The 26,064-nt window shown below is 66.5% G+C and carries 26 protein-coding genes; 22 read left to right on the plus strand and 4 right to left on the minus strand.

The features are described from left to right. Window positions 1-119: 119 nt before the first annotated feature. The 8 genes from MU449_RS15040 to MU449_RS15075 all read left to right on the plus strand — a co-directional run bounded on the left by MU449_RS15040 (window position 120) and on the right by MU449_RS15075 (window position 8,581). Entirely contained in the window at window positions 120-1,106 is a 987-nt protein-coding gene (locus tag MU449_RS15040; RefSeq protein ID WP_244739495.1) for a 2-keto-3-deoxygluconate permease, read from the plus strand. A gap of 12 nt (window positions 1,107-1,118) precedes the next feature. After that, entirely contained in the window at window positions 1,119-2,153 is a 1,035-nt protein-coding gene (pdxA, locus tag MU449_RS15045; protein ID WP_244739496.1) for a 4-hydroxythreonine-4-phosphate dehydrogenase PdxA, read from the plus strand. Between the two features lie 125 nt (window positions 2,154-2,278). Further along, window positions 2,279-3,184 carry a glycine betaine ABC transporter substrate-binding protein OsmF gene (gene osmF / locus MU449_RS15050; RefSeq protein ID WP_244739498.1) on the plus strand — a complete coding sequence of 302 codons (906 nt, stop codon included), beginning with the start codon at window positions 2,279-2,281 and terminating at the stop codon, window positions 3,182-3,184. Next, window positions 3,181-4,311, plus strand: coding sequence for an ABC transporter permease (locus tag MU449_RS15055; RefSeq protein WP_244739499.1), 1,131 nt, complete (start codon window positions 3,181-3,183; stop codon window positions 4,309-4,311). Before osmF ends, MU449_RS15055 begins: the two co-directional genes overlap by 4 nt. Then, window positions 4,308-5,240, plus strand: a complete 933-nt coding sequence (locus tag MU449_RS15060; protein ID WP_244739501.1) for an ABC transporter ATP-binding protein — start codon at window positions 4,308-4,310, stop codon at window positions 5,238-5,240. The genes MU449_RS15055 and MU449_RS15060 overlap by 4 nt, the downstream gene beginning before the upstream one ends. After that, window positions 5,237-5,974: an ABC transporter permease gene (locus tag MU449_RS15065; RefSeq protein ID WP_244739502.1), complete on the plus strand. Its 738-nt coding sequence runs from the start codon at window positions 5,237-5,239 to the stop codon at window positions 5,972-5,974. The genes MU449_RS15060 and MU449_RS15065 overlap by 4 nt, the downstream gene beginning before the upstream one ends. After that, window positions 5,971-7,032, plus strand: a complete 1,062-nt coding sequence (locus MU449_RS15070) for an HlyD family secretion protein (protein WP_244739503.1) — start codon at window positions 5,971-5,973, stop codon at window positions 7,030-7,032. The genes MU449_RS15065 and MU449_RS15070 overlap by 4 nt, the downstream gene beginning before the upstream one ends. A 4-nt stretch (window positions 7,033-7,036) precedes the next feature. Continuing rightward, window positions 7,037-8,581: a DHA2 family efflux MFS transporter permease subunit gene (locus MU449_RS15075; RefSeq protein WP_244739504.1), complete on the plus strand. Its 1,545-nt coding sequence runs from the start codon at window positions 7,037-7,039 to the stop codon at window positions 8,579-8,581. Here the strand turns inward: MU449_RS15075 and MU449_RS15080 are convergent. Together MU449_RS15080 and MU449_RS15085 are read right to left on the minus strand one after the other, a co-directional pair. Next, window positions 8,578-9,144 carry a DUF1190 domain-containing protein gene (locus MU449_RS15080; RefSeq protein ID WP_244739505.1) on the minus strand — a complete coding sequence of 189 codons (567 nt, stop codon included), beginning with the start codon at window positions 9,142-9,144 and terminating at the stop codon, window positions 8,578-8,580. The two genes, MU449_RS15075 and MU449_RS15080, sit on opposite strands and share 4 nt — an antisense overlap. A gap of 4 nt (window positions 9,145-9,148) precedes the next feature. Continuing rightward, window positions 9,149-10,360 (minus strand): glutathionylspermidine synthase family protein, encoded by a 1,212-nt coding sequence (locus tag MU449_RS15085; RefSeq protein WP_244739687.1) that lies wholly within the window; start codon window positions 10,358-10,360, stop codon window positions 9,149-9,151. A 126-nt stretch (window positions 10,361-10,486) separates the two neighbouring features. On the opposite strand from MU449_RS15085, the gene MU449_RS15090 reads away from it, so the two are divergent. The 6 genes from MU449_RS15090 (at window position 10,487) to MU449_RS15115 (ending at window position 15,312) form a co-directional block, all read left to right on the plus strand. Further along, on the plus strand, window positions 10,487-12,625 hold the full coding sequence (locus MU449_RS15090) for an esterase-like activity of phytase family protein (RefSeq protein ID WP_244739506.1): 2,139 nt from the start codon (window positions 10,487-10,489) through the stop codon (window positions 12,623-12,625). Between the two features lie 119 nt (window positions 12,626-12,744). Further along, on the plus strand, window positions 12,745-13,443 hold the full coding sequence (gene queC / locus MU449_RS15095) for a 7-cyano-7-deazaguanine synthase QueC (protein WP_244739508.1): 699 nt from the start codon (window positions 12,745-12,747) through the stop codon (window positions 13,441-13,443). Then, the gene (locus MU449_RS15100; protein WP_244739510.1) at window positions 13,436-13,804 is read left to right on the plus strand and encodes a 6-pyruvoyl trahydropterin synthase family protein; all 369 of its coding nucleotides are present in this window, start codon (window positions 13,436-13,438) and stop codon (window positions 13,802-13,804) included. The genes queC and MU449_RS15100 overlap by 8 nt, the downstream gene beginning before the upstream one ends. Continuing rightward, window positions 13,801-14,496, plus strand: a complete 696-nt coding sequence (queE, locus tag MU449_RS15105; RefSeq protein ID WP_244739512.1) for a 7-carboxy-7-deazaguanine synthase QueE — start codon at window positions 13,801-13,803, stop codon at window positions 14,494-14,496. Before MU449_RS15100 ends, queE begins: the two co-directional genes overlap by 4 nt. Next, window positions 14,493-14,954 (plus strand): preQ(1) synthase, encoded by a 462-nt coding sequence (gene queF / locus MU449_RS15110; protein WP_244739513.1) that lies wholly within the window; start codon window positions 14,493-14,495, stop codon window positions 14,952-14,954. The genes queE and queF overlap by 4 nt, the downstream gene beginning before the upstream one ends. Then, the gene (locus tag MU449_RS15115) at window positions 14,947-15,312 is read left to right on the plus strand and encodes a DoxX family protein (RefSeq protein ID WP_244739514.1); all 366 of its coding nucleotides are present in this window, start codon (window positions 14,947-14,949) and stop codon (window positions 15,310-15,312) included. Before queF ends, MU449_RS15115 begins: the two co-directional genes overlap by 8 nt. On the opposite strand, the gene MU449_RS15120 is transcribed toward MU449_RS15115, so the two are convergent. Continuing rightward, window positions 15,309-16,517, minus strand: coding sequence for a M20/M25/M40 family metallo-hydrolase (locus MU449_RS15120; protein ID WP_244739515.1), 1,209 nt, complete (start codon window positions 16,515-16,517; stop codon window positions 15,309-15,311). The two genes, MU449_RS15115 and MU449_RS15120, sit on opposite strands and share 4 nt — an antisense overlap. A 221-nt stretch (window positions 16,518-16,738) precedes the next feature. Here MU449_RS15120 and MU449_RS15125 point away from each other — a divergent pair, with 221 nt between their 5' ends. Together MU449_RS15125 and MU449_RS15130 are read left to right on the plus strand one after the other, a co-directional pair. Next, window positions 16,739-18,058, plus strand: coding sequence for a solute carrier family 23 protein (locus MU449_RS15125; RefSeq protein WP_244739516.1), 1,320 nt, complete (start codon window positions 16,739-16,741; stop codon window positions 18,056-18,058). A gap of 61 nt (window positions 18,059-18,119) precedes the next feature. After that, window positions 18,120-18,605: a methylated-DNA--[protein]-cysteine S-methyltransferase gene (locus tag MU449_RS15130; protein ID WP_244739517.1), complete on the plus strand. Its 486-nt coding sequence runs from the start codon at window positions 18,120-18,122 to the stop codon at window positions 18,603-18,605. On the opposite strand, the gene MU449_RS15135 is transcribed toward MU449_RS15130, so the two are convergent. After that, window positions 18,591-19,202, minus strand: coding sequence for a DNA-3-methyladenine glycosylase family protein (locus MU449_RS15135; protein WP_244739518.1), 612 nt, complete (start codon window positions 19,200-19,202; stop codon window positions 18,591-18,593). The genes MU449_RS15130 and MU449_RS15135 overlap by 15 nt on opposite strands. A 227-nt stretch (window positions 19,203-19,429) precedes the next feature. On the opposite strand from MU449_RS15135, the gene MU449_RS15140 reads away from it, so the two are divergent. From MU449_RS15140 to MU449_RS15165, 6 genes are all read left to right on the plus strand, one after another. Then, window positions 19,430-20,584, plus strand: a complete 1,155-nt coding sequence (locus MU449_RS15140; RefSeq protein ID WP_244739519.1) for an NAD(P)H-dependent glycerol-3-phosphate dehydrogenase — start codon at window positions 19,430-19,432, stop codon at window positions 20,582-20,584. Next, complete coding sequence (locus MU449_RS15145; RefSeq protein ID WP_244739521.1) at window positions 20,581-21,348, plus strand: HAD family hydrolase; 768 nt, start codon at window positions 20,581-20,583, stop codon at window positions 21,346-21,348. Before MU449_RS15140 ends, MU449_RS15145 begins: the two co-directional genes overlap by 4 nt. Then, a complete protein-coding gene (gene ggpS, locus MU449_RS15150; RefSeq protein ID WP_244739523.1) occupies window positions 21,345-22,862 on the plus strand; it encodes a glucosylglycerol-phosphate synthase in 1,518 nt (505 codons plus the stop codon). The genes MU449_RS15145 and ggpS overlap by 4 nt, the downstream gene beginning before the upstream one ends. A gap of 155 nt (window positions 22,863-23,017) precedes the next feature. Then, window positions 23,018-24,433, plus strand: a complete 1,416-nt coding sequence (locus MU449_RS15155) for an efflux transporter outer membrane subunit (RefSeq protein WP_244739525.1) — start codon at window positions 23,018-23,020, stop codon at window positions 24,431-24,433. A 70-nt stretch (window positions 24,434-24,503) separates the two neighbouring features. Beyond that, complete coding sequence (locus MU449_RS15160) at window positions 24,504-25,607, plus strand: PAS domain-containing protein (RefSeq protein ID WP_244739526.1); 1,104 nt, start codon at window positions 24,504-24,506, stop codon at window positions 25,605-25,607. After that, window positions 25,604-26,056, plus strand: coding sequence for a response regulator (locus MU449_RS15165; protein ID WP_244739528.1), 453 nt, complete (start codon window positions 25,604-25,606; stop codon window positions 26,054-26,056). The genes MU449_RS15160 and MU449_RS15165 overlap by 4 nt, the downstream gene beginning before the upstream one ends. Window positions 26,057-26,064 lie beyond the last annotated feature (8 nt).

A 26,064-nucleotide genomic window follows, 5' to 3' on the forward strand; every position in this document is an offset into this window, starting at 1 on the left:
ATCGGTCAAAAGATGCCAGCAGCGTTCATCGGGTTGCATGATCGGTCAATCTGGGCCAAGGATGTGCCATCGGCCTCAGCCGGGTGTTCCCGCCCTGCGGCCCCAATGGCGGAGGATTCATGCAGATCAAGGCGACACTCGAACGCATTCCCGGCGGCATGATGGTCGTGCCGCTTCTTCTTGGGGCCACGATCAACACGCTGGCGCCCGATCTGCTGCGGATCGGCAATTTCACCGAAGCCCTGTTCGTCAACAGCGCAAGCACGCTGATCGCCCTGTTCCTGCTGTGCGCGGGCGCGCAGATCAACCTGTCGAATGTCGGCACCGCGGCGGCCAAGGGGGCGACGCTTCTGGTCGTGAAATGGCTTGTCGGCGCGGCGGTGGGTCTTCTGGCCTTCCTGCTGGCGGGGGAGAACGGGCTGTTCTTCGGCATGGTCCCGCTGGCGATCATCGCGGCCATGACCAATTCGAACGGGGGGCTGTATGTCGCCATCGTGGGGCAATATGGCCGCGCGGACGACAAGGCGGCCTATTCCCTGCTGGCGCTGAACGACGGGCCGTTCCTGACGATGGTCGCGCTGGCGATCTTCGGCGCGATGGGCTTCGTCGACGGGTTCTTTTCCATCGTGACCTTCGTGTCGGTGCTGCTGCCCATTCTGGTGGGGATGGTCCTTGGCAATCTGGACGGCAACATGCGTGCGTTCCTGGCCAAGGGAAGCGACATGCTTATCCCCTTCTTCGCCTTTGCCCTTGGGATGAACATCAGCTTTTCGGCCATTCTGGCGGGCGGGTTGTCGGGCGTCCTGATCGGGGTGCTGACGGTGTTCGTGACCGGCACGGCGGGATACCTTGTCTTCCGCATGTTGGGCTGGAACCCCATCGTCGGGGCGGCCGAAGGCTCCACCGCGGGCAACGCCGTCGCGACCCCGGTGGCGATCGCCGCCGCCAACCCCGCCTTTGCGGCGCTGTCGCAACTGGCGACGGTGCAGGTGGCTGCGTCCGTGGTGACGACGGCCATCCTCATGCCGCTCTACATCTCGTTTCTGGTGACGCGCACGGACCTAACCGGCCTGCGCGATCCCGATCCCATCCACGACGACCGCTGAAAGGATCCTGACATGACCGAGGCCGAGATGAAGCCGATCATCGCCATCACCATGGGGGACGTGTGCGGCGTGGGCCCCGAGATCGTCGCGCGCACGATCGCGGATCCCGCCACCCATGCCATGGCCCGCCCCATCGTCGTGGGCGACGCGGCCATGCTGGCCCGCGCGGCCGAGATCGTCGGCGCGACCTTCAAGATCGTGAAGGTCGCCCCCGGCGCCCCCCTTCCGGCGGACCCTTCGACCGATGTGGCGATCTGCGTCGATCCGGGGCTGGATGTCGGCGACCTGCCTTTCGGCAAGGTCGATCCGCGCGCGGGCCATGCCGCCTATGAATTTCTGCGCATCGCAGTGGAAATGGCGCAGGCCCATACCGTTGCCGCCATCGCCACCGCCCCCCTGAACAAGGAGGCGCTTCACGCGGGCGGGCACCTGTTCCCTGGCCATACCGAGATTCTGGCCGAACTGACGGGCACCGACAGCTACTCCATGATGCTGGCGACGCCCAAGATGAAGGTCATCCACCTGACGACCCATGTCGGGTTGATCGAGGCCATCCGCCGCATCACACCCGATCGGACGTATCAGGTGGTGAAGCTGGCGCATGACACGCTGTCGGCGGCCGGGCAGGCGAACCCGCGCATCGCCGTGTGCGGCATCAACCCCCATGCGGGCGAAAACGGCTTGTTCGGTGAGGGGGAGGAGGAAGAAAAGCTGATCCCCGGCATCGAACGCGCCCAAGCCGACGGCATCGACGTTCAAGGGCCGCTGCCCGCCGACACGCTGTTCTATCGCGCAAGCCGGGGGGATTTCGACGTGGTCGTGGCCTGTTACCACGATCAGGGGCATGGGCCGGTCAAGGTTCAGTCGATCGACGAAGGGGTCAACATCACCGTGGGCCTGAACGACAACATCATCCGCACCTCGGTCGATCACGGGACGGCATTCGACATCGCGGGCAAGGGCATCGCGCGGTATGAAAGCCTGGTCGCCGCCATCCGCTATGCGATCCAGCTGGCGCCGGAAGGGCGGGGACGCCAGGCCCTCTGACCTGCGGCATCGGGGCCGTCCGCGCCACAAATCGGTGCGGACGAACCTGCGGTTTCTTCGAAATTTCTGGCCGTGCCTGCGGATCGCCATATCATCTGGTCACACCCGCGTTACAGGACACGCCCATGCCCACCGTAAAGACGATAGCCCTTGCCCTGATTCTGGCGTCCGGCCCCGCGACGGCGCAGGTCGTCGTATCCTCCAAGATCGACACCGAAGGGGGGGTTCTTGGCAATATCATCCTTGCGGTGCTGGATGATGCCGGGGTGCCGGTCCAGAACCGCCTGCAACTGGGGGCGACGCCCATCGTGCGTCAGGCCTTGTTGGCGGGCGAGATCGACATTTATCCCGAATACACCGGAAACGCCGCATATTTCTTCGAACTCGCCGATGATCCGGTGTGGAAGGACGCCGCCGCCGCCTATGCCAAGGCGCGCGATCTGGACGCGGAGGCGAACGATCTGGCATGGCTGACGCCCGCCCCCGCCAACAACACCTGGGGCATCGCCCTGCGCGACGATGTGGCGGAACCGGAGAACCTGCGCACGCTGAGCGATTTCGGCACGTGGATCGCGGAGGGCGGCATGGTCAAACTGGCCGCGTCGTCCGAATTCGTGAACTCGGCCCCCGCGCTGCCCGCGTTTCAGACCGCCTATGGGTTCGCCCTGACCGCCGATCAACTGATCGTCCTGTCGGGCGGTGACACGGCGGCCACGATCCAGGCGGCGGCGAACAACACCAGCGGGGCCAATGCCGCCATGGTCTATGGCACGGACGGGGCCATTCCCTTCGCCGATCTGACCGTGCTGGAGGATGACAAGGGTGTGCAGCCCGTGTATCAGCCCGCCCCCGTCATCCGAAACGAGGTGCTGGAGGAATACCCCGTGATGGCCGAGCGGCTTGCCCCCGTCTTCGACGCCCTGACGTTGGAGACGTTGCAGTCCCTGAACGGGCGGGTTCAGGTCGAAGGCCTTCCGGCCGAACAGGTGGCGACCGAGTTTCTGGCGGAAAACGGATTTCTGACGCCGTGAAACGGTCCGGCGCGCTTTCGTTGGTCTTGGGCCTGCCGGCCCTTGCGGCGCTGGCGCTGCCTTTTGTCGGGGTCCGCCCCAACCGGATCGCCCAGCCGGAGGCCCTGCATCTGCATCAGGTTTTCGGCTGGGGCGGCACGGCCCTTGGGCTTGCGATCGTCGGCGCGCTTGTTCTGACGCAGCGTGCCCCCATCCGCGGCGCGCTGGCGGGGATGGGGCTTTGCCTTTGGATTTGGGCCTTGGGCATGGGCGCGGCGGGGCAAATGGCGGAGGCCAGTCCCGCCGCGCGCGTCTCGCCCGCCGTCGGGTTCTGGATCGGCGGCGCGGCGCTGACCCTGTTCATCATGGATGCCGTTGCGCGGATGCAGCCCGGCCCGATGCTGCGCCTTGCCCTTCTGGCGGGCGTAGCGGGGCTGATCGGGGCAACGTTTGCCACCGGGGTTCTGGACCACATCTCCATCCTGCAGGAATACGCCGCGCGACGCGCCGTGTTCTGGACCGAGGGCGGGCGGCATCTGACGCTCGCCTTCGGATCCTTTCTGGCGGCCATGGGCGTGGGGGTTCCGCTGGGCATCCTGTGCCAGCGCAAGGCGCGGGCGGGCGGGGGGATCCTTGGGGTCCTGACCCTGATCCAGACCATCCCGTCCATCGCCTTGTTCGGTATGCTCATCCTGCCGCTGGGATGGGTGGCGGCGCATGTTCCGGGGGCGCGGATGCTGGGGATCGGCGGCATCGGGATGACGCCCGCGCTGGTCGCCCTGTTTCTTTACGCCCTGCTGCCCGTGGTGGCCAACACCGTGGCGGGCCTGAACGCCGTCCCGGCCACGGTGGTCGAGGCGGCGCGCGGCATGGGGTTCACCAAGACGATGCGGCTGCGTCAGGTTGATCTGCCTTTGGCATTGCCCATCATCCTGACGGGGGCGCGCATCGTTCTGGTGCAGGGCATCGGTCTTGCCACCGTCGGCGCCCTGATCGGGGCCGGGGGATATGGAACATTCGTGTTTCAGGGGCTTGGCCAGACGGCCCCCGACCTTATCCTTCTGGGGGCCCTGCCCACCGTCGCGCTGGCCTTTTGCGCCTCGATCATCCTGGGCGCGGTGATCGATTTGACCAAGGGGGTCCGATGATCGAACTCGACAATCTCTCCAAACACTATGGCGATACCCGCGCGGTCGATGACGTGTCGCTGCGTATCGAAAACGGGTCGGTCACGGCCATCGTGGGCACGTCGGGGTCCGGCAAGTCCACGCTGCTTCGGCTGGTGAACGGGCTGGTCACGCCCACATCCGGCACGGTGCGCATCGACGGCGTGGACACGCGCGACATTCCCGCCCACGACCTGCGGCGCCGGATCGGCTATGTCATTCAGGATCACGGCCTGTTCCCGCATTGGACGGCCGCGCGCAACATCGGCTGCGTTCCCGCGCTGCTGTCCTGGCCGCAGGATCGCATCGACGCGCGTGTGGCCGAACTGATGCGCCTGTTGCAGTTGGATCCCGACGTCATCGGGCCGCGCTTTCCCCATCAGCTGTCGGGCGGGCAGGCGCAGCGGGTGGGCGTGGCGCGGGCCCTTGCGGCGGAGCCGTCGGTTCTTTTGATGGATGAACCTTTCGGCGCCCTTGATCCGGCGATCCGGGCGCAGGCGCAGACCGATCTGGCGGCGATTCAGGCCCGGCTGGGCACGACGATCCTGCTGATCACCCACGACATGGCCGAGGCGACGCGTCTGGCCGACCGTGTCGCCGTGATGCGGGCCGGCCGGATCGAGCAGTTCGGCACCCCGATGGATATTCTTGCCGCCCCCGAAACCCCCTTCGTGCGCAGCCTTGTTCCTGAAGGTGACCGCCCGTTCCGCATCCTGTCGCTGGGACGGGTGGAGGCGCTGGTCGAACCCGGACCCTCGACCGGGCCCGATGTGGCCGACAGCGCATCCCTGGCCGATGCCCTGGCGCTGATGATCCGCAGCGGCCATGCCGACCTGCGCGTCACCACGCCCGAAGGCCGCCCCCTCGGTCGTCTCCGGCGCGAGGCGGTGATCGCGGCAGGCGCGGCATGAGGGGGATCGCCGTCCTGATCCTGCTGATCGCGACGGGGACGTTCCTGCTGGCGCCGAATCTGTTTCGCCCGCTGCTGCAACCGCTGGCGGGGCAGGGGGCGGCGATCTATGACCGGGCCGATCTTGGGGCGCTGGCGCTGTCGCATCTGGGGCTTGTGGCGGCGGCGCTGATCCCGTCCGCCATCGTCGCCATCGGGTTCGGCATCTTCGTTACCCGCCCCGCCGGGGCGGAGTTCCTGCCCCTGTCGCAGGCCATCACCAGCTTCGGCCAGACATTCCCGCCCGTAGCCGTTCTGGCGCTGACGGTGCCGATGCTGGGCTTTGGGGCGCGGCCGACCATTCTCGCGCTGTTCCTTTACGGCCTGTTGCCGATTTTCGAAAACACCCGGACCGCCTTCGCCACCCTGAACCCATCGGTGCGCGAGGCTGCGGCGGGCATCGGCATGACCAGCGCCCAGCGTTTGTGGCGGGTGGAACTGCCGCTGGCGCTGCCGCTGATCCTTCAGGGGGTGCGCATATCGGCGATCATCGCCCTGTCCACCGCGACCATCGGATCGACCATCGCCGCCCGCAGCCTGGGTGAGGTGATCATCGCGGGTCTGAACACCCAGAATCTCGCACTTGTCATGCAGGGGGGATTGCTTACCGGCGCGCTTGCGGTGCTTGTATCCGAAGCGTTCGGATTTGCCATTCGGCAGATCTCGATCGGTCCCGGAACCAGAGAAAGCGCATGACGGACACCGCCGAAGCCCAGCCGAATTCGCGAAAACGTTTCATCTTCATCGCCTTGGCCGTGGTTCTTGTGATCGGCATCGCGGGGTTCGGGTGGCGGTGGTGGACCCATGGCCGCTTCATGATCGAAACCGACGACGCCTATGTCCAAGGCGACATCGCCCTGATCGCCAGCCGGGTGCAGGGATATGTGGCGGAGATTCCGGTGGCGGACAACCAGACGGTGGCGGAAGGCGACGTGATCGCCCGGATCGACGACGGCGATTACCGCATTGCGCTGGACACGGCGCAAAGCCGGTATGACACGGCGGATGCGACGCTGGCCCGGATCGACGCGCAGACCACCGCCGCCGAAGCCGCGGTGCAAGAGGCCGAGGCCGACCGCAACGCCGCCCGCGCCCAGGCGAGCACCGCGCGCACGGCGGCCGAACGTGCCCGCAACCTGCTGGCCGGCAATGCGGGCACGCAGGCGCAGGTGGACACCGCGAATGAGGGCGAGGCGACGGCCGCAGCGAACCTGTCGCGTGCGGAGGCGGCGGTCGCCAGCGCCACGGCGCAGGTCGCCGTGCTGCGCGCCCAACGGGCCGAAGCGGTGGGCGACCAGCGGCAGCTGCAACTGGCCGTGCGGCAGGCGCAACGCGATCTTGACCTGACCGTCCTGCGCGCCCCCGTGGACGGGACGATGGCCAACCGGGCCATGCAGGTGGGCGATCTGGTCAGCCCCGGCGCACGTCTGGCCGCCATCGTTCCCGCCCAAAGCCTGTATATCGAGGCGAATTTCAAGGAGACCCAATTGGGCGACATCCGCCCCGGCGCGCAGGTGCACATCACCTTCGACGCGCTGCCGGATCAGGAGTTCACCGGCACCGTCGCCTCCTTCGCCCCCGCGACGGGTGCGGTGTTCTCGCTTCTGCCGCCCGACAATGCGACGGGCAATTTCACCAAGGTGGTGCAGCGCGTGCCCGTTCGCATCGCCATTCCCGACGCGGCGCTTGCCACGGGCCAATTGCGCGCGGGCCTCTCCGCCGTCGTGACCGTCGACCGCCGCACGGGGGGATGACGCGGTGGACGAGGAGTTTCCGCCTCTCACCCCCCGCCGGATGGCCGCCTTCCTCATCATGGTCTTCGGGATGTTCATGGCGATCCTGGACATCCAGATCGTCTCGGCCTCCTTGCCCGAGATTCAGGCGGGGTTGGCGGCGGGGCCGGACGACATCGGCTGGGTTCAGACCAGCTATCTGATCGCCGAGGTGGTGATGATCCCCCTGTCGGGCTTTCTGGCCCGGGTCATGTCCACGCGCATCCTGTTCGCCCTGTCCGCTGCCGGATTCACCGCCGCCAGCTTCATGTGCGCCACATCCACATCCATCAACGAGATGATCCTGTGGCGCGGCGTTCAGGGGTTCATGGGCGGGGGGATGATCCCGTCGGTCTTTGCCGCGGCCTTCACCATCTTCCCCCCGAACCGCCGCACCATGGTGTCGCCCATGATCGGTCTGGTGGCGACGCTCGCCCCCACGATCGGGCCGACGGTGGGGGGGTATCTCAGCTCGGCCCTGTCGTGGCACTGGCTGTTTCTGGTCAACGTGATCCCCGGCATCGGCGTGACCCTCGGCGCTGTGCTGCTGATCGATTTCGACCGCCCGAACTGGAAACTGATGCGCAAGTTCGACTGGTGGGGGCTGATCGCCCTGGCCGCAGGCTTGGGCGCCCTGCAATACGTGCTGGAGGAGGGGCCGAAGGACGATTGGTTGCAGGACCGAACCGTGGCGATCCTGATGGTGGTGATGGTTGTGGGCGGCATCGTGACGCTGTGGCGGGCCTTCACCCGGCCCGAGCCGGTGGTGGACCTTTCGGCCTTTTCCAACACGAATTTCCTGCTGGGCAGCCTTTTCAGCTTCGTTCTGGGGATCGGTCTTTACGGGCTGACCTATCTCTATCCGCTCTATCTGGGGCAGATCCGGGGCTATGACAGCCTGATGATCGGCGAGACGGTGTTCGTCTCGGGCCTTGCGATGTTCGCCACGGCCCCGATCGCGGGGATCTTGTCGGCACGGGTCGATCCGCGTCTGATGCTGTTTGCGGGTTTCGTGGGCTTTGCCACCTCCACCTGGATGCTGACCGGGCTGACCGCCGACTGGGATTTCCGGGAATTGCTGGTGCCGCAGATCCTGCGCGGCATGTCGTTGATGCTGTGCATGGTGCCGGTGAACAACCTGGCGCTTGGCACCCTGCCGCGCAGCAAGGTGCAGCAGGCCTCGGGCCTTTACAACCTGATGCGCAACCTTGGCGGGGCGGTCGGACTGGCGACAATCAACACCATCCTGACCGACCGCAGTGCCCTGCATTACCAGCGGCTGTCCGAAGCGGTGAACTGGGCCAATGCCGAGGCGGTGGCCCAGATCGACACCATGCAACGCGCGCTGGAGGCACGGGGCATCACCGATCCGGCGGCCGCCATCGCGCAGATGGCGCAGCGGGTGCGGGGTCAGGCCAGCGTGATGTCGTTCATCGACATCTTCTTTTTGCTGGCCGTGTTGTTCGGGGGGCTGGCCCTCAGCGCGGTCCTGATGAGGAAGCCGCAATCCTCAGGCGGTGGCGGGCATTAGCCGCCGAAGGAGGATCGCGCCGCCCCGCTGGACCCGAAGCCGCCCCGGCTGGCGACGTCGGCCCGGCTCATCGCCGGTTGGCCAAGGGTGGTCGGGGCCTTCTGGAACGCCTGCGCCCCCATGGTGCCCTTGCCCGCGTTCGAGGTGATTCCGGTGCCGCCCGGCGTGGCGTAGCGTCCGTTCGGGGTGTTGACCAGCGGCTGGCTCATGAACCCGCCCCGGCCCGACAGCATCTGCCCGATCATGAACCCGGCCAGAAGCGGCATGAAGGAGAATCCGCCCGACCCGTTGCTCGCCTCCTGACAATTGCCTGCGCCATGTTCCTCCTCGCACACCGCCAGCGCGTCGTAACGCGGGGCGGTCTCGGTGTAATCCGCCTCGGCCTGGGCAAAGGCCGCGTCGCAATCGGCGGCGGTGAAGGTCAGGCTGCCCGCCTCCGCCTGCGCGCGGCAGGAGGCCAGGTCGGGGAAGGAGGTCACGTCCGACTGCTCTTCCCGGCAGGCGGACAGGGCGAAGGCCGCGCCCATCAGGGTCAGTGCGACGGTGCGGGAACGTTTGCTCATGCTTTCAGCCTCGGATCAGATGCGGTTTGAAGCGCGACAGGTCTTGGGTGATCTTGGCACGATCCTCGCGGATACCCAACCCCACACAGGTTTCGCCCACGATCCACGCGCCCAGGATCGGGTGGAACCCGTCGAACATCGGCAGGGGGGCATAGGCCTGCACGATCTTTGGGTGATCGTCATAGGCGCGGTCCTTGGCCATTTCCAGCGGTTGCCCGCCCGCGATGATGTCCACGCTGGCCCCTTCGCGCGAAAAGACCGGTTTGATGACGTGGCTCCGCATCGCATCGCGCGCCCGATCGAAGATCGCGGGGCCACCGGTCCCGTCGCGCAAGGCCCCCGCCACATCGTCCAGGTGGAAGGCGGGCAGCAGGTTGGGATGGCCTTCGAACATTTCCCACAGGACGGGCAGGATCGCCTTGTTCGACACCAGCGCCTTCCATGGTGGTTCAAGAAAGCGGCAGCCCGAAGTGGCCATCGCCGCCCCGAAATCGTCCAGAAACGCATCTTCCCACGGATAGAGCTTGAACAGCGTGCCGATCACCCGATCTTCGGCATCGGTGAACTGGCCCTGATCCGAAAGGCCGATCTTGCCCAGGTCGGTGTAATGCGCGCCCATGCCGCCTTCGCGCGCGGCCCAGGCCATCGCCTCCACCGTGGCGAAATCCTCGGCCACGCCTTCGGCGGCGGCGAAATGGATGTCGGTATCGGCGGGGAAGATGTCCGCAAACCGTTCGGCCAGCGCCTCATGGATGCGGTTGAACTGGTCGTCGCCTTGGTGCAGTGCGCCGCGTTCGACCTGCTGTTCCAGCCATTCCCATTGCAGCGAGGCGGATTCGTAAAGCGAGGTCGGCGTGTCGGCGTTGTATTCCAGCAGTTTCGCGGGGCCTGTGCCGTCATAGACCAGATCCATCCGGCCATAGAGTTCGGGGTGGAACGCCTTCCAACTTGACGCCACGAAATCCCAGCGGGCGCGGGGGATGGCCATGCGCTCCATCTTGCCCTCATCGGCCAGAATGGCGTCCACCGCCTCGCGGCACATGGCATGAAGTTCGGTCGCGGGGGCCTCGATCCCGGTCTCGATCTCCTCCAGCGTGAAGCGATAGGCCGAGGTTTCGTCCCAATAGGGTTCGCCATGCATGTCGGCGAAGGTGAAGCCATGGGCGCGGGCGGTTTCGGGCCAATCGGCGCGTTCGGGAAGGGCGATCTTTTCCATGCCCTCCATGGGCCGGAAATGCCGCCCGCCGTCAAGCGCCGCATTCGTCACGAAACCGTCGTCATTTCGTCGCACCCCCGACATGGAACGGGCGCACACCCCGCGCAAGCCATATGGGGATCCTACATGAACCGCCTGCTTCTCACGTCCGTCCTTGCGCTGGTCGCCGCACATCCGGCGCTGGCGGACACGACGTTCAACCGCATCGCCAGCTTTGCCACGCCGGACAACATGGCGATGGGCGAAGACCGCGCACGCGAAACCTCGGCCGAGATCATCTCGGTGTCCGAGGACGGCATGACGCTTGTCTATTCCGACAGCCCGCTGGGGGTCTTGGGCTTTGTGGACATCACCGATCCCGCCGCGCCCAAACCCTTGGGCAATGTGGCGATGGAGGGCGAGCCGACCACCGCCGTCATCATCGGCGACCGCGTCTTCGTGGGCGTGGACACGACCACGGATCTGGACATGCCGTCGGGCGCGCTGCGGATGCTGGATTTGAACACGGAGGAGGTTCTGGAAAGCTGCGATCTGGGCGGCCAACCCGATTCCGTGGCAAAGGCCAAGGATGGCAGCTTCCTTGCCGTCGCGATCGAAAACCAGCGTGACGAGGACGAGAATGACGGCGCCCTGCCGCAGATGCCCGCAGGTTTCGTCGTCAAGCTGCCGGTCGTGGACGGCACCATCGATTGCGCGGCAGTGCAGACCATCGACGTGACGGGTCTGGCCGACATCCATCCCGAAGACCCCGAACCGGAATATGTCGACGTGAACGACGCGGGCGAGATCGTGGTCACGTTGCAGGAAAACAACCACGTCATCATCATCGGGGCGGACGGTCGGGTCGCCTCGCATTTCAGTGCGGGCACGGTCGATCTGGACGGCATCGACGCGCAGGACGACAAGGCGCTGAACTTCACCGACAGCCTGACCGACGTGCCGCGCGAACCCGATGGCGTGAAGTGGCTGGGCACCGATCACATCGTCACCGCGAACGAGGGCGACTGGAAGGGCGGCAGCCGTGGCTGGACCATCTTCGATCGCGACGGGGGTGTGGTGTACGATTCCGGCAACAGCTTTGAACTGGCCGTCGCCGCCATCGGCCATTACCCCGACAAGCGGTCCGATGCCAAAGGGGTGGAGCCGGAAACGATCGAGATCGCGGAGTTCGACGGCACCCCCTATATCTTCGTGGTGTCCGAGCGGGGATCGGTGATCGGCGTTTATGATGCGACCGACCCGGCAGCGCCCGTTCTGACGCAGCTCCTTCCCTCGGGGATCAGCCCCGAAGGTCTGGTGGCGATCCCGGAGCGGAACCTGCTGGTGTCGGCCAACGAGGCGGATCTGGGCGAGGATGGCGGCGCGCGGGCGCATGTCATGGTGTATCAGGGCGGCGACGGCCCGGCCGCCTATCCCATGCTGACCGCCGATGCGGGGATCGGCTGGGGCGCGCTGTCCGGGCTGGCTCTGGACGGGGACATGCTGCGGGCGGTGTCGGACAGCGTCTATGCCGCGCAACCGGCGATCTTCACCATCGACCCCACGCAGACCCCCGCGCGGATCGTGGCGAAAACCGTGGTGACCCGCGACGGCGCGCCGGCGGACAAGCTGGATCTGGAAGGGATCGTGGCCGACGGGCAGGGGGGCTTCTGGCTGGCGTCCGAAGGCAATCCCGAAAAGGACGTGCCCCATGCCCTGATCCGCGTGGACGCGAACGGTGCCATCACGGACGAGGTGACCTTGCCCGACGATCTGGCCGCCGGGGCCACCCGCTATGGGTTCGAAGGGGTGGTGGTCGTGGACGGCATCGTCTGGCTGGCCGTGCAGCGCCCGTGGGACGGCGACGACAACGTGGCCAAGCTTTTGGCCTATGACCCGACGGCGCAGGCGTGGCTGGGGGCCGTCGCCTATCCCTTGGACACGGCCGAGGAGGGCTGGATCGGCCTGTCGGACCTGGCCGTGCATGGCGACCACCTTTATCTGATCGAGCGGGACAACCTGATCGGCGAGGCCGCCCGCCTGAAGGCCATCACCCGCGTGGCGCTGGCCGATCTGACGCCGGCCCCGTTCGACGCCGCCCCCGTGATCGCGAAGGAGACCGTGCACGATCTGATCCCCGATCTGCGCCGCACGAACGGCTTTGTCGTGGACAAGGTCGAAGGGCTGACCATCGCCGAGGACGGCACCGCCTTTGTCGTGACCGACAATGACGGCGTCGATGACAGCTCGGGCGAGACGCTGTTCTTCACCGTCCCCCTGAACTGATCTGTCGGCAGATGTGATGACGGCGGCGCGGGGCATCCCTTGCGCCGCCGTTGGCATGGGGGTATGTGCCCCGGAACCCGGTCGCAGCCTACCCGGGTCATCAAAACAAGGGTATTGTGATGAAGACGATTGTTATCTGCTCCGGCGGACTGGATTCCGTATCCTTGGCGCATCGCGTGGCGGCCGAGGGGGCGCTGCACATGCTGGTCTCCTTCGACTATGGCCAGCGGCACCGCAAGGAGATCGACTATGCCGCCCGCGCGGGCGAACGGCTGGGCGTGCCGCACCGGATCATCGACATGCGCGGCATCGGCGCGGCGCTGACCGGATCGGCGCTGACGGACGATCTGGACGTGCCGGACGGGCATTACGCCGAAGAGACGATGCGCGTGACCGTGGTGCCGAACCGCAACGCCATCATGCTGACCATCGCCTTCGGCATCGCCATGGCCGAAGGGGCGGACGCGGTGGCCACGGCGGTGCATGGGGGCGACCACTTCATCTATCCCGATTGCCGCCCCGCCTTCACCGAGGCGTTCGGCGCGATGCAGGCGGCGGCGCTGGACGGGTATGCCAAGGTCGCGCTGCTGACCCCTTATGTTCACCGCACCAAGGCCGATATCGTGACCGACGGCGCGGCGGCGGGCACACCGTTTGCCGAAACGTGGTCCTGCTACAAGGGCGGGGCGGTGCATTGCGGGCGCTGCGGCACCTGCGTCGAACGGCGCGAGGCCTTCGATCTGGCGGGGATCGCCGATCCCACCGTCTATGCCGATCCCGACTTCTGGCGCGCGGCGGTGGAGGGACGTCATGTATAGGATCACCAAGGAATTCGCCTTCAGCGCGTCGCATCAGCTGATCGGCCTGCCGGTCGAACATCAATGCGCCCGCCTGCACGGCCACAATTACGTTGTGGTGGTGGAACTGGCCGCGCCCACGCTGAACGCCCACGGGTTCGTGCGCGACTACGGCGAACTGGCCCCGTTAAAGACGTGGATCGACGACACGTTCGACCATCGCCACCTGAATGATGTTCTGGTCGACGACATGGTGACGGCGGAAAAGCTGGCGAAGGTGATCTTCGACTGGTGCGCCGCCCGCTGGCCCGAAACCGCCGCCGTGCGGGTGTCGGAAACGCCGAAGACCTGGGCGGAATACCGGCCCGGAACCGCATCATGATCCGCGTTGCCGAAATTTTCGGGCCGACGATCCAGGGGGAGGGCGTCCTGATCGGCCTGCCCACCGTCTTCGTGCGGACGGGGGGATGCGATTACCGCTGTTCGTGGTGCGACAGCCTGCACGCCGTGGACAGCGCCTTTCGCCACACCTGGACCCCGATGGAGCCTGAGGCCGTCATGGCCCGGATCGAGGATCTGTCGGGGGGCCGACCGCTGACCGTGTCGCTGTCGGGGGGCAACCCGGCGATCCAGCCGCTGGGGCCGCTGATCGCCTTGGGCCATGCCAAGGGATACCGGTTCGCGCTGGAAACCCAAGGCTCGGTCGCCAAGCCGTGGTTTGCCGATCTGGACACGCTGGTTTTATCGCCCAAGCCCCCTTCCTCGGGCGAGGTGACGGATTGGGACGCCTTTGCCGCCTGCTTGGTGCCGGGGCCGGAGACGATCATGAAGATCGTGATCTTCGACGACGCCGATTACGCCTATGCCCGCGCGGCCCATGCGCGGTTTCCGCAGCTTCCGCTTTATCTTCAACCCGGCAATCCCATGGTGGACGAGGCGAAGGCGGTGGATCAAAACGGTCTTGTGGACCGGATGCTGTGGTTGATCGACAAGACGGTTCAGGATGGCTGGTTCGCCCCCCGCATCCTGCCGCAACTGCACGTCATCCTTTGGGGCAATCGGAGGGGCGTATGAGCGAGACCATCTATTCCGGCCTGCAACAGCTTGGGGGGGCCACCGTCATGCCCGCCTCGCCCGAAGAGGCGGTGCTGGAGCGGGTTCAGAACCCGCAGGACGTGGCCTATCTGGTGCGCTTCACCGCGCCCGAGTTCACGTCGCTGTGCCCGATGACCGGCCAGCCCGATTTCGCGCATCTGATGATCGACTATGTCCCCGGCGACTGGCTGGTGGAATCGAAGTCGTTGAAGCTGTTCCTCGGGTCGTTCCGCAATCACGGCGCGTTCCACGAGGATTGCACCGTGTCCATCGCGCGCCGGCTGGTGGAGTTTCTGGCCCCGCAATGGCTGCGCATCGGGGGATACTGGTATCCGCGCGGCGGCATTCCGATCGACGTGTTCTGGCAGACGGGCGAGGCGCCGAAGGGGGTCTGGATTCCCGATCAGGGGGTGCCCCCCTATCGCGGCCGTGGCTGACGCGGCGAACCTTGCGGGGCGGGTGTTGCTGGCCCTGCTGTTTCTGGGCGGGGCCGCCCAGAAATGGGCCGACCCTGCGCCGGTGATGCAGATGATCGGCGGCCTGGGCCTGCCCGAGACGCTGATCTGGCCGGTGGCCGCGTTCAACCTGATCGCGGGTTTGTGCCTGATCCTGGGGCCGAAGGTGCGGGTCTGGGCCATTATCCTCGCCCTTTATTGCATCGGCACAAGCTGGTTTCACTGGCAGCTGCGGGCCGATCCTTGGCAGGTCACCATTGTCGTCAAGAACTGGGCCATCGCGGGCGGCCTTCTGGTGCTGGCGGCCCAGGGGCCGGGCCGCCTGACGATCTGGCGCTAGATCTCCATCCCGGCGGTGCCGAGGATCGCGGCCAGCGCCGCCGACTGCCCACGAAGCGAAAGGTCCGGTTCCACGTCGATCCATTCCTCCAGGCTGTGGGCGCGACCGCCCGCGCCGCCATGGCCGAACTTCACCGCAGGCACGCCAAGGCTCATCGGGATGTTGGCGTCGGTGGAGGAGGCGGTGCGCTTGGGCGAAAAGCCGAAGGCGCGGATGGCCGCCTCGGACGCGGCGACGATACGGGCATCCTCGGGGGTGGAGCCTGCGGGCCGCGCCCCCAGAACCGAGAAGGACACGGTGATGGTGCCAGACGCCGTGTCGCCCCGCGTGTTTTCGGCCTGCGCGGCCTCATCGGCCAGCCGGCGCACCTCGGCGTCGATCCGGTTCAGTTCGTCCGGGCTGACGGAGCGAAGGTCGATCTCCACCCACACCTCTTCGGGGATGGCGTTCACCGATGTGCCGCCCCCGAACACGCTGGCGCAGAAACTGGTGCGGGGGTCCTTCGGCACCTCGATCCGGGACATGCCCGACAGGAACTGCCCCAGGGAATAGGCGGGATTGACCGTGCCGAACGCGCCAAGGCTGTGCCCGCCCGGCCCGTTGAACACCACCTTGTAGCGGTTGGACCCCACGGCCTTGGTCACCAGATCCTCCGTCTCGATCCCGTCGATGGTGAAGAACGCCGTCACCTTGTCGCGCAGGGGGTTGTGGGCGAAGAAATGGCGCACACCGCGCAGGTCGCCTTTGCCCTCCTCGCCGACATCGCCCATGAACAGGATGTCGTGGTCGGTCCGGATGCCGCCCGCATCCAGCGCGCGGATATAGGACAGAAGCGACGCAAGGCCGCGCGTGTCGTCGCCGATGCCCGGCGCGAACAGCTTCGTCCCCTCGCGCCGGACGGTCACGTCGGTGCCTTCGGGAAAGACCGTGTCCAGATGCGCCGACACGACGACGACCGATCCGTTGCCCCGCCCACGCCGCAGACCCATGACATTGCCTTCGGCGTCCTGCGTGCACTCCTCCAGCCCGTGCGCGCGCAGCATCTCCAGATAGGCCTGGGCGCGGCGCTCCTCCTTGAAGGGCGGGGCGGGGATTTCGGTCAGGGTCACGATCTCCTCCACGAAGCGGTCGTGATCGCGGCGCAGCGCCTCGGTCGCGGTGGCAAAGGACGGGTGGGCGAGGATGTCGGCAACGTCGTGGGTCATGGGGATCCTTGGGGGGTGATCGAAGTGGCGGCAGGGTTTCCCATGCCTTGCGCGAATGCAAGGCACGCCCCCACCCCGCGCCGCATATCCCCGCGATATGCCCTGAATTTGCGCAGATGACGAACGCCGGGCCGATCGCCGGGCATCCGGCCCTTGCCAGACCGGCCGCCTTGCGCGGATAACGGCGCCGTGATCCAACGCGCGACTCAAGAGGTGGCCGAATGACGTATTTCCCGAAATGGCGGCGGGCGACCGGCCCCATGGTGATGCCGGATGAACGGCTTGGCGGCGGCGCGAGCGTGGTGCTGGGGTTGCAGCACCTTCTGGCAATGTCGGGGGCGACGATCCTTGCGCCGTTGCTGATGGGGTTCGATCCGAATCTGGCCATCCTGTTTTCGGGTATCGGCACCCTGATCTTCTTCGTGGCGGTGGGCGGGCGGATGCCCAGCTATCTCGGGTCGTCTTTCGCGTTCATCGCGGTGGTGATCGCGGCCACGGGATATGCGGGCAGCGGGCCGAACCCGAACATTGGCGTCGCGCTTGGCGGAATCATCGCCTGCGGCGTGGTCATGGCGGTGATCGGGGCCATCATTTCCGCCACCGGCACGGGGTGGGTGGAGCGGTTGATGCCCCCCGTCGTCACCGGCGCGGTGGGATCGGCCATCGGCCTGAACCTTGCGCCCGTCGCGGTGTCGGGGATCGAGGGAACCGGGGCGCACACCTTTGTGGCGCTGCTGACCATCCTCACGACCGCGCTGGCCGCCGTCTATGGCCCGCCGACGTTGCGGCGGTTGTCGATCCTTCTGGGAATCGCCGCGGGCTATGCTGCCGTGCTGATCCTGGGGAACGGAATGGGGTGGCTTCCGGGCATCGATTACGCCGCGCTGGCTGCCGCGCCGTGGATCGGGACGCCCAGCTTCGTCGCGCCGCAGTTTCAATGGGCGGCCATCGGGCTGATCGCGCCCGTCGCCGTCATTCTGGTGGCCGAAAATCTGGGCCATATCAAGGCTATCGGTGCGATGACCGAGCGCGACATGAACCCTTACATCGGACGCGGCCTGATCGGGGACGGAGTGGCCACGATAGTGTCGGGCATGGGCGGCGGCACGGGGGTCACGACCTATGCCGAGAATATGGGCGTCATGGCGGTCACCCGCGTCTATTCCACGCTGATCTTCGTGGTCGCGGCGGTGGTGGCGATCTGCCTGGGATTCTCGCCCAAGTTCGGGGCGGCCTTGCAGACGATTCCCGGCCCGGTTCTGGGCGGGCTGTCGGTGGTGGTCTTCGGGCTGATCGCGGCGGCGATGATCCGGCTGTGGGTGGACAACCGGGTCGATTTCTCGGACCCGCGCAATCTGGTGACGGTGGGCGTCACGCTGATCTTCGGCGCGGGGGATTTCAACGTGACGCTGGGCGGTTTTGCCGTGGGCGGCATCGGCACGGCCACCTTTGCCGCGATCCTGCTGCACCAGCTTCTGGGCCTGCGCCGCGCGGCCCCCGTAAGCCTGCCGCTGGACGAGGGGACGGCACGTCACCACTGAACACTTCACGAACATCATGGCCTGTGCCATGATGTTTGCGTTCGGATTAGGGAGGTATGGGATGCAATGGCGCACGTGGATGGACAGCCCCGTCGGGCGGCTGCAACTGATTGCCACGGATGACGGGGTGTCCGCCGTGCTGTGGGAGGGGGAGGACGGGTCCCGCATCGGCCAGGGGCCGGTGCAGGACCGCGACGACCATCCCGTGCTGGAAGAAACCGCGCGTCAACTGAACGAATATTTTGCGGGCACCCGACAAAGTTTCGATCTGCCGATGGACGCCCGCGGGACGCCCTTCCAGCATGAGGTCTGGGCGGCGCTGCGCGCGATCCCCTATGGCGAGACGCGCAGCTATGGCGACATCGCGCGATCCCTGGGGCGGCCGAAGGCGTTCCGGGCGGTCGGGGCGGCAAACGGCCGCAATCCCCTTTCCATCGTGTCGCCCTGTCACCGCGTGATTGCGACGGGTGGTGGACTTGGGGGCTTTGCCGGCGGGCTGGCGGTCAAGTCCCGCCTTCTGGACATGGAACGGTCAGACCGGCCCTGAAAGGTAGATGTGCCAGGCCATGAGGGCCACGACCCCGCGCCAGGGACGCCACTCTTCGGCCATCATGCGCAGGGCCGGTTCGGGCGGGCGCGGGTCGGGCAGGGACAGGATGCGGGCCGTGCCGATCCGCACCGCCAGATCGCCTGCGGGCCAGATGTCGGCGCGATCCTCGGCCATCAGAAGATAGATTTCCGCCGTCCACCGTCCGATCCCCTTGACGGCGGTCAGGGTGGCAACGGCCGCATCGTCGTCCCGTGGCAGCGCCGTCAGGTCCAAGGTGCCCGAGGCCACATGATCGGCCAGGCTTCGGGCATGGCCGATCTTCTGCCGCGAAAAGCCCGCCGCGCGAAACACCTCGTCCGGGGCGGCGGCGACATCGGAGGGGTCGTTCACGTCCAACACCGCTTCCAGCCGCGCGAAACAGGCGGCGGCAGAGGCCACGCTGACCTGCTGGCCCAGGATGATCCGCAACAGCGCGCCCATGCCAGGGGCGATTCCATGGGGCGGGGGAAGGCCGCGCGCCTCCACCTCGCGGGCGAAGGCGGGATGGCGGCCGGCCAAGGCGGCGCATCCTAGGGCAATCTGATCGGGCGACAAGCTCATCCTTCGCAATCTGGGGCAGGGGAACAGGGCGGGCAAGTTGAACGTTCCCCAGCGAATGGGCGCATCGGCAAAGCGGGGGAAGGCGGACATGAACCGGATCGCGACACCCGTTGTGCCCCCCCATTCCGCCCCCCACCCTCTGTCGGTTTTTTCGCACGCGCAGGACGAATTGAACCGCAGGTGTGGATTTTCAGCATCACCTGCGCTATACTCCGGACCTCATGCAAAGCTCCGATACCCGCCTCCCGCCTTCGCCCGGACCTGCGTCCGATACCGCCTCGCACAAACCTTATGACCGCATTGCCGTGATCGGCGGTGGGGCGTGGGGCACGGGATTGGCCACCGTCGCCGCCCGTGCCGGACGCGATGTCCGCCTGTGGATGCGCGACCCCGCGCAGGCCGAAGAGATGGCCACCCGCCACACCAACAGCCGGTATCTGGGCGATCTGGCCCTGCCGCGGTCCATCCGCCCCATGACCGACATGGCGCAGGCGCTGGACGGGGCCGAGGCGGTTCTGCTGGTCACGCCCTCCACCACCATCCGCGACATGGCCGGGCGGATCGGCGCCTTGGCCGCGCCGGGCGTTCCGATCTTCGTCTGCGCCAAGGGGATCGAGGCGGATACCGGCCTTCTGATGTCCGCCGTGGTGGAGGAAGCCGCCGAGGGCCGCGTGATCGGCACCGTGACCGGCCCGACCTTCGCCGCGGAAACGGCGGCGGGGCATCCGACCGCCGTCACCGTGGCCTGCACCAGCGCGGACGACACGCCCCCCCGCGCGCGCGCCGCATCGCGCATGGCGCTGGCGCTGACCACCGGCAGCTTCCGCCCCTATGTCTCCGACGACATGGCCGGGGTCGAGGTGGGGGGCGCGGTCAAGAACGTGATCGCCATCGCCTGCGGCATCCTTGCCGGTGCGGGCTTTGGCGACAATTCCCGCGCCGCCATCATCACGCGCGGTCTGGATGAGATGAAGGAGCTGGCCGTGCGCCTTGGCGGACGGCGTGAGACGGTGACGGGGCTGGGGGGTCTGGGCGATCTGATCCTGACCTGCTCCTCCCGCCAGTCGCGCAACTTCTCCTATGGGTTCCAACGGGGGCAAGGCATCCCCGACGCACAGGTGTTCGAGGGCCGCCCCGTCGTGGTGGAGGGGCGCCACAACGCCATCACCGTCACCGACCTTGCCCGCAAGCTGGGGCTGGAGATGCCCATCTGCGAGATGGTCCGCGCCATCACCGCCGAAAGTCAGCCCATCGCCATCGCCTTCGCGAACTTCTGGGCCGCGCCGCTTCGAGGGGAACCCCGCGCGCTGGATCTGGAATTCGATCACCCGGCCGTGGAGGCCGTCACCCGCCATTTCGAGGACAAGTTTCAATGACCAGACCCATTCCCGCCGATTGGCGTTTCACGCTGGCCACCGATCTGGACGGCACCTTTCTTGGCGGCACCGACGCCATGCGCAAGACGCTGTATGACTGGATCGAAGCGCGTCGGAGCGAGGTGGGCCTGATCTTCGTCACCGGACGCGATCCCGACTTCATCGCCCGGATGTGCGCGGACGGCGTCATGCCGTGGCCCGATTTCATCGTGGGGGATGTGGGCACCACCATCGCCGGGGTGGACGGACGGACCATCGCGCCGATCGCCGAGCTGGAGCGCCACATCACCGACACCTGGGGCGACCGGGGCGATCATGTGCGCGGCGTCCTGAAGGACGCGCCCGGCCTGGTGGAGCAGGATACGGCGTTCCGCCACCGCGTCAGCTATCACTGGGATCCCGCGACCTATGACCCGGCCAGCGTGACCCCGCTGGAGGAGGCGTTCGACATCCTGATCTCGCACGGCTGCTATCTGGATGTGCTGCCCAAGGGGGTGTCGAAGGGGCCGTCGCTGCTGCGCCTCCTGGATCAGTTGGGGATCGACCCCGAAACGGTTCTGGTGGCGGGCGATACGCTGAACGATCTGTCGATGTTCCAGACGGGCCTGCACGGCGCGGTGGTGGGCGAAAGCGAACAGGGTCTTCTGGACGCCACGCGCGATCTGCCGCGGGCGCGCCACTGCGACGCCCCCGGCACGGGCGGCATTCTTGAGGCGATCCGGGCGTTCGGCCTGCATCCCGATGTGGCCGAGGTGCCGGCATGAGTTCGGATCTCGTCGTCGTCTATCACCGCCAGCCCTATGAAGAACACGTTCTGCCCGACGGCTCCACGGAACTGCGCGAAAATGCGTCGCCCAACGGAATCGTGCCCACGCTGAAGGGTATCATGGGCCGGATGGGCAACGCCGCCTGGGTTGCATGGAAACACGCCGACGATCCCGCCAACCCGGACTTCGAACGGGTGATCGAGATTGACGACAGTTTCGGCAAATACAAGGTCAGCCGCCTGCCGCTGACGCCGGCGCAGGTGTCCAGCTTCTATCACGTCACGTCGAAAGAGGCGTTCTGGCCGATCCTTCACGGGTTCAAGGAGAAATACAATTACGACCCCGTCGATTGGCCGACCTTCCGCGAGGTCAACTGGGCATTCGCCGAGGCGGCCGCGCGCGAGGTGTCCGACAACGGCGTGGTCTGGATCCACGATTACAACCTGTGGCTGGTGCCCGGCTATCTGCGTCAGATCAAGCCCGACGTGAAGATCGCGTTCTTCCACCACACACCTTTCCCTTCCGCCGACATGTTCAGCGTCCTGCCCTGGCGGGAGGAGATCGTCCGGTCGCTTCTGGCCTGCGACCAGGTGGGGTTCCACATTCCGCGCTACGCCCAGAACTTCGCCTCGGTCGCGCATTCGCTGACCAAGGCGCGAACCATCACGGACGAGTTGACATCGGACACAATGACCCCGCGCGGCGCGGCGCTGTCGGAACGGTTCACCCCCGTGACGATGGAACATCGCGGGCGGCGCATCCAGATCGAGGTGAACCCCGTCGGCGTCAACACCGACTTCATCGCCGAGATCGCGAGCACCCCCGAGGTGGACGAAAAGGTCGAGCAGATCCGCGATTGGCTGGGGGATGCGCAACTGGTCGTGTCGGTCAGCCGCACCGATTACACCAAGGGCAACATCGAACAGCTTGAGACGTTCGAGCGTTTGCTGGCCCGTCGCCCCGAATTGCATGGCAAGGTGCGGTTGATGCTGGTGTCGGTCGGGGCGAACCGCGCCATGACCGCCTATGAGGAGGTGCAGCAGCGCATCGAGGAGCTGACGGGCCGGATCAACGGCACCTATGGCAGCTTCGAATGGCAGCCGGTTTCGCTGATTTCGACCGCGATCCCGCTGGCGGAACTCGTCGCTTACTACCGGGCGGCGGATGTGGCCTCAATCACGCCGCTGGCGGACGGGCTGAATCTGGTCGCCGCGGAATACTGCCTGTCAAAGCAGCCGGGCGATGTTCCGGGCACGTTGATCCTGTCGGAATTCGCAGGGTGCGCTGTGCTGCTGAACGGCGAGATTCCGGTCAATCCCTTCTCCTACGCGTCGATGGACCGGGCGCTGGATCAGGCGCTGGCGATGAGCGAGGAGGAAAAAGTCCCCCGGATGACCGAATTGCGCACCTCGGCCAAACGGTGGAGCATTTCGGCTTGGAGCGACCGGACCACGCGTCAGTTCGAGCTTTTGCGGCGGGCCGATACCGGTCTGGACGGCGCGATCACCTGACAAACGCGCGGTCGGGACGCTTAGTTTGCCGGCCGCGCGCATTATGCCGTTGACGTATCCGAACGCCCGTTCCAAAACAGCGTCAGGTGGCGCGGCCCGCGCCAAAGAACCGAGGCGCAACGGATGCCGGACGTCCGTTCAATACGAGATACGTCATGACCAAGACATCCACCCCCCTTCTTCGCGCCGCGTTCCTTGGAACGGCCATGGTCCTGCTGGCGGGGTGTGGGGTTATGGATTACACCGCCCCCACGGCCGACGTGTCGCGTGAATTCAGCGCACCGGCCCCGGCGCGGGATGCCGCGCGGGGGATGCAATGGTGGGCGGCCTTCAACGACCGTCAGTTGAACGCGTTGATCCAAGCAGGCCTTGCCCGCAACCTGAACGTGGCACAGGCGATCGAGGCGGTGAACGAGGCGCGGGCCAACGCCCGGCTGGTGGGCGCGAACGACCTGCCCGATGTGGCGGTGGGCGCGGCGGCGACGCGGGGCGACACCGAAGGGGCGGGGCGCGTGGTCGACACGACATCGGCCAACGCCAGCGTGTCGTGGATGATCGACCTGTTCGGCCGCAACCAGAACGCCCGCGCGGCGGCAGGGGCGCAGCTTGACAGCGCCTATCTGTCCATCGACGTCGCGCGCCTGACGATGATGAGCGCGATCGCCCAGGCCTATATCGACGTGCGCTATTTCCAGGAAACCATCGCCCTGACCCGTCAGAGCATTTCCAGCCGTCGCGAATCGCTGGGCCTGACGGAGACCAAGGTCGAATACGGCAGCGCGCCACGTCTGGAACTGGTGCAGGCGCAGCAATTGGTGGCGCAGGCCGAGGCGCAGTTGCCCGCGCTGGAGGTCGGGTTCGACCAGGCGGTCAACCGTCTGGCAACCCTGACCAACCAGCGGACCGCCACGCTGAAGGCGCAATTGCAACGCGGCGCGCCGCAGCCCCGACCGCGTTACGCCGCCAGCGTCGGCGTCCCCGCCGAGGCGATCCGCAACCGCCCCGACGTGATGGCGGCGGAGCGGGATTATGCCGCCAGCGTGTTCAATGTCGGCGTGGCACGCGCCGCATTCTACCCCTCGCTGTCGTTGACGGGGAATATCCAGCCGATCAACATCTCGGGCGGGGGAAATTTGAAGGTCTGGAGCTTCGGGCCCCAACTGAACCTGCCGATCTTCAACGCGGCCAACAACGCCAACCTGTCGGTGGCCGAATCGCGCGCGGTGCAGGCACGGCTGGGATGGCAATCGACCGTCCTTGGCGCTGTGGAAGAGGTGGAGAACGCCCTTGCCGCCTACAACCGCGACGGGCGCAACATCGCCGCCCAGCAACGTCTGGTCAGCGCGGCGCAGGAAACCGTCAACCTGTCGCGCACCAGCTTCGACATCGGCGACACCGAATTCTTCACCGTTCTGGATGCCGAACGCACCCTTCTGGATGCGCGCAACTCGCTCAGCCAGGCGGTGCGGCAGCAGGCGCAGAACTACGTCACGCTCAGCGTGGCCACGGCGGGATCGGGGCTTGGCCCCCGCGCGGTGCAAACCGCGGCCGTGCCAGCGGCGGCCAATTGACACCTGAGGCAAACGCCATAGATTGCCGTCAGTCGCCCCTGTGGGTGGGCCACCGACGGCAGGGATTATCGTGAACGAACGCGACGACTGGCATCTGACGGATCTGCTGCGATACGAACGCGGGCGCGGCGACCCGTTCGCCGCCGCCGTTCGGGCCACGCGGATGCCGATGTTGGTCACCGATCCACATCAATCCGACAATCCCATCGTGTTCGTGAACGAGGCGTTCCAGACGCTGACGGGATATTCGCGCGATGAATGCGTGGGGCGGAACTGCCGGTTCCTGCAGGGGGAGCGGACGGACCCCCACGCCGTTGGCGTCCTGCGCGAGGCGGTGCGCAACGGCAAGGATGCAACCGTGGACATCCTGAATTACCGCAAGGATGGCACCTCGTTCTGGAACGCGCTTTATATCAGCCCCGTGCGCAACGACGATGGTGAGGTGGCGTTCTTCTTCGCCTCGCAGTTGGACATTTCCGATCGGGTGGCGGAACGTCAGGATATCGAACGCCAGCGCAACGTGATCGCCGACGAGGTGGAGATGCGCACCTCGGAACTCAAGGACGCGCTGGCCGCGAAGACCCGTCTGCTGGACGAGCTTGACCACCGGGTGAAGAACAATCTGGCGATGATCGGCAGTTTTCTGCGGCTTCAGGCCCGCGCGGTGAACGATCCCAAGGTGCGCCGCATGGCCGAGGCGACAATGATGCGGGTCGATACCCTGTCCGCCGTCCACCGGCACATCTATCTTGATGGCCAGCTTCTGCCGCTGGACGTCGCGGATTTCGCGCAGACCCTGCTGACCGATTTCACCCGCCAGAAGGGGCAGGGGCGTGTGCGGATCCGAACCGAGATCGAGCCGTCGCCCGTGCGCGCGCCCGTTGCCTCGACCATCGGCATCGTGATGGGGGAGATTGTGGACGGCATGATCTCGCACACCGCTGCGACGGGGGGGGATGTTGCCTTGCACGTCAAAAGCACGATCGGAGCGTCGGTCATCACGCTGAGCACGACGGCCGCGGATTTCACGCTGTCCTCGGTCGATCCCGACGGGCTTCGCGGAACGCTTATCGCGCGGCTGTCGCGCTCGTTGGATCTGACGATCGTGGAAACGCGCGACGATCACCGCGCCACCGTCATCATCACCATTCCCGCCCGAAGGATGACGAATTGAACCGCCCTCTGCCATCCCTGAATGTCCTCCTGATCGAGGATGAGCCGCTGATCGCCATGGACATGCAGATGATGCTGGAAGATGCGGGTCACACGGTCGTGGCCGAGGCGACCACGATGTCCGAACTGGAAGACATTCTGCCGGGTATCGCCCCCGATGTGGCCTTCGTGGACATCCAGCTGGGCGACGGGTCGTCGGGTGTGGATGCCTGTCGCCTGATTCGCAACGCATGGCACGACACCGTCGTCATCTTCGTGACCGCCAACCCCGCCATGATCCCGCAGGATTATGCCGGAGGGCATGGCGTGATCGCCAAGCCCTTCACGCAAGACGGCTTCATGTCGGCGATGCAGTATCTTGGCGAAGGCATCAGCGATCCCCCGCCCACGGTGGCGAAGCCGAACGCGTTTTGCGCATCCCCGGCCTTTGCCGCGCGGTGGGGGGCCTAAGGTCTCTT

This window comes from Falsirhodobacter halotolerans (genome assembly GCF_022899245.1).
Lineage (GTDB): Bacteria > Pseudomonadota > Alphaproteobacteria > Rhodobacterales > Rhodobacteraceae > Falsirhodobacter > Falsirhodobacter halotolerans.

What these genes read in the sequence shown, in the direction of transcription:
- MU449_RS15040 (WP_244739495.1), top strand. Translation starts at nt 120, where the DNA reads ATGCAGATCAAGGCGACACTCGAACGCATTCCCGGCGGCATGATGGTC.
- pdxA (WP_244739496.1), top strand. Translation starts at nt 1,119, where the DNA reads ATGACCGAGGCCGAGATGAAGCCGATCATCGCCATCACCATGGGGGAC.
- osmF (WP_244739498.1), top strand. Translation starts at nt 2,279, where the DNA reads ATGCCCACCGTAAAGACGATAGCCCTTGCCCTGATTCTGGCGTCCGGC.
- MU449_RS15060 (WP_244739501.1), top strand. Translation starts at nt 4,308, where the DNA reads ATGATCGAACTCGACAATCTCTCCAAACACTATGGCGATACCCGCGCG.
- MU449_RS15065 (WP_244739502.1), top strand. Translation starts at nt 5,237, where the DNA reads ATGAGGGGGATCGCCGTCCTGATCCTGCTGATCGCGACGGGGACGTTC.
- MU449_RS15070 (WP_244739503.1), top strand. Translation starts at nt 5,971, where the DNA reads ATGACGGACACCGCCGAAGCCCAGCCGAATTCGCGAAAACGTTTCATC.
- MU449_RS15080 (WP_244739505.1), bottom strand. Translation starts at nt 9,144, where the DNA reads ATGAGCAAACGTTCCCGCACCGTCGCACTGACCCTGATGGGCGCGGCC.
- MU449_RS15085 (WP_244739687.1), bottom strand. Translation starts at nt 10,360, where the DNA reads ATGGAAAAGATCGCCCTTCCCGAACGCGCCGATTGGCCCGAAACCGCC.
- MU449_RS15090 (WP_244739506.1), top strand. Translation starts at nt 10,487, where the DNA reads ATGAACCGCCTGCTTCTCACGTCCGTCCTTGCGCTGGTCGCCGCACAT.
- queC (WP_244739508.1), top strand. Translation starts at nt 12,745, where the DNA reads ATGAAGACGATTGTTATCTGCTCCGGCGGACTGGATTCCGTATCCTTG.
- MU449_RS15100 (WP_244739510.1), top strand. Translation starts at nt 13,436, where the DNA reads ATGTATAGGATCACCAAGGAATTCGCCTTCAGCGCGTCGCATCAGCTG.
- queE (WP_244739512.1), top strand. Translation starts at nt 13,801, where the DNA reads ATGATCCGCGTTGCCGAAATTTTCGGGCCGACGATCCAGGGGGAGGGC.
- queF (WP_244739513.1), top strand. Translation starts at nt 14,493, where the DNA reads ATGAGCGAGACCATCTATTCCGGCCTGCAACAGCTTGGGGGGGCCACC.
- MU449_RS15120 (WP_244739515.1), bottom strand. Translation starts at nt 16,517, where the DNA reads ATGACCCACGACGTTGCCGACATCCTCGCCCACCCGTCCTTTGCCACC.
- MU449_RS15125 (WP_244739516.1), top strand. Translation starts at nt 16,739, where the DNA reads ATGACGTATTTCCCGAAATGGCGGCGGGCGACCGGCCCCATGGTGATG.
- MU449_RS15130 (WP_244739517.1), top strand. Translation starts at nt 18,120, where the DNA reads ATGCAATGGCGCACGTGGATGGACAGCCCCGTCGGGCGGCTGCAACTG.
- MU449_RS15140 (WP_244739519.1), top strand. Translation starts at nt 19,430, where the DNA reads ATGCAAAGCTCCGATACCCGCCTCCCGCCTTCGCCCGGACCTGCGTCC.
- MU449_RS15145 (WP_244739521.1), top strand. Translation starts at nt 20,581, where the DNA reads ATGACCAGACCCATTCCCGCCGATTGGCGTTTCACGCTGGCCACCGAT.
- ggpS (WP_244739523.1), top strand. Translation starts at nt 21,345, where the DNA reads ATGAGTTCGGATCTCGTCGTCGTCTATCACCGCCAGCCCTATGAAGAA.
- MU449_RS15155 (WP_244739525.1), top strand. Translation starts at nt 23,018, where the DNA reads ATGACCAAGACATCCACCCCCCTTCTTCGCGCCGCGTTCCTTGGAACG.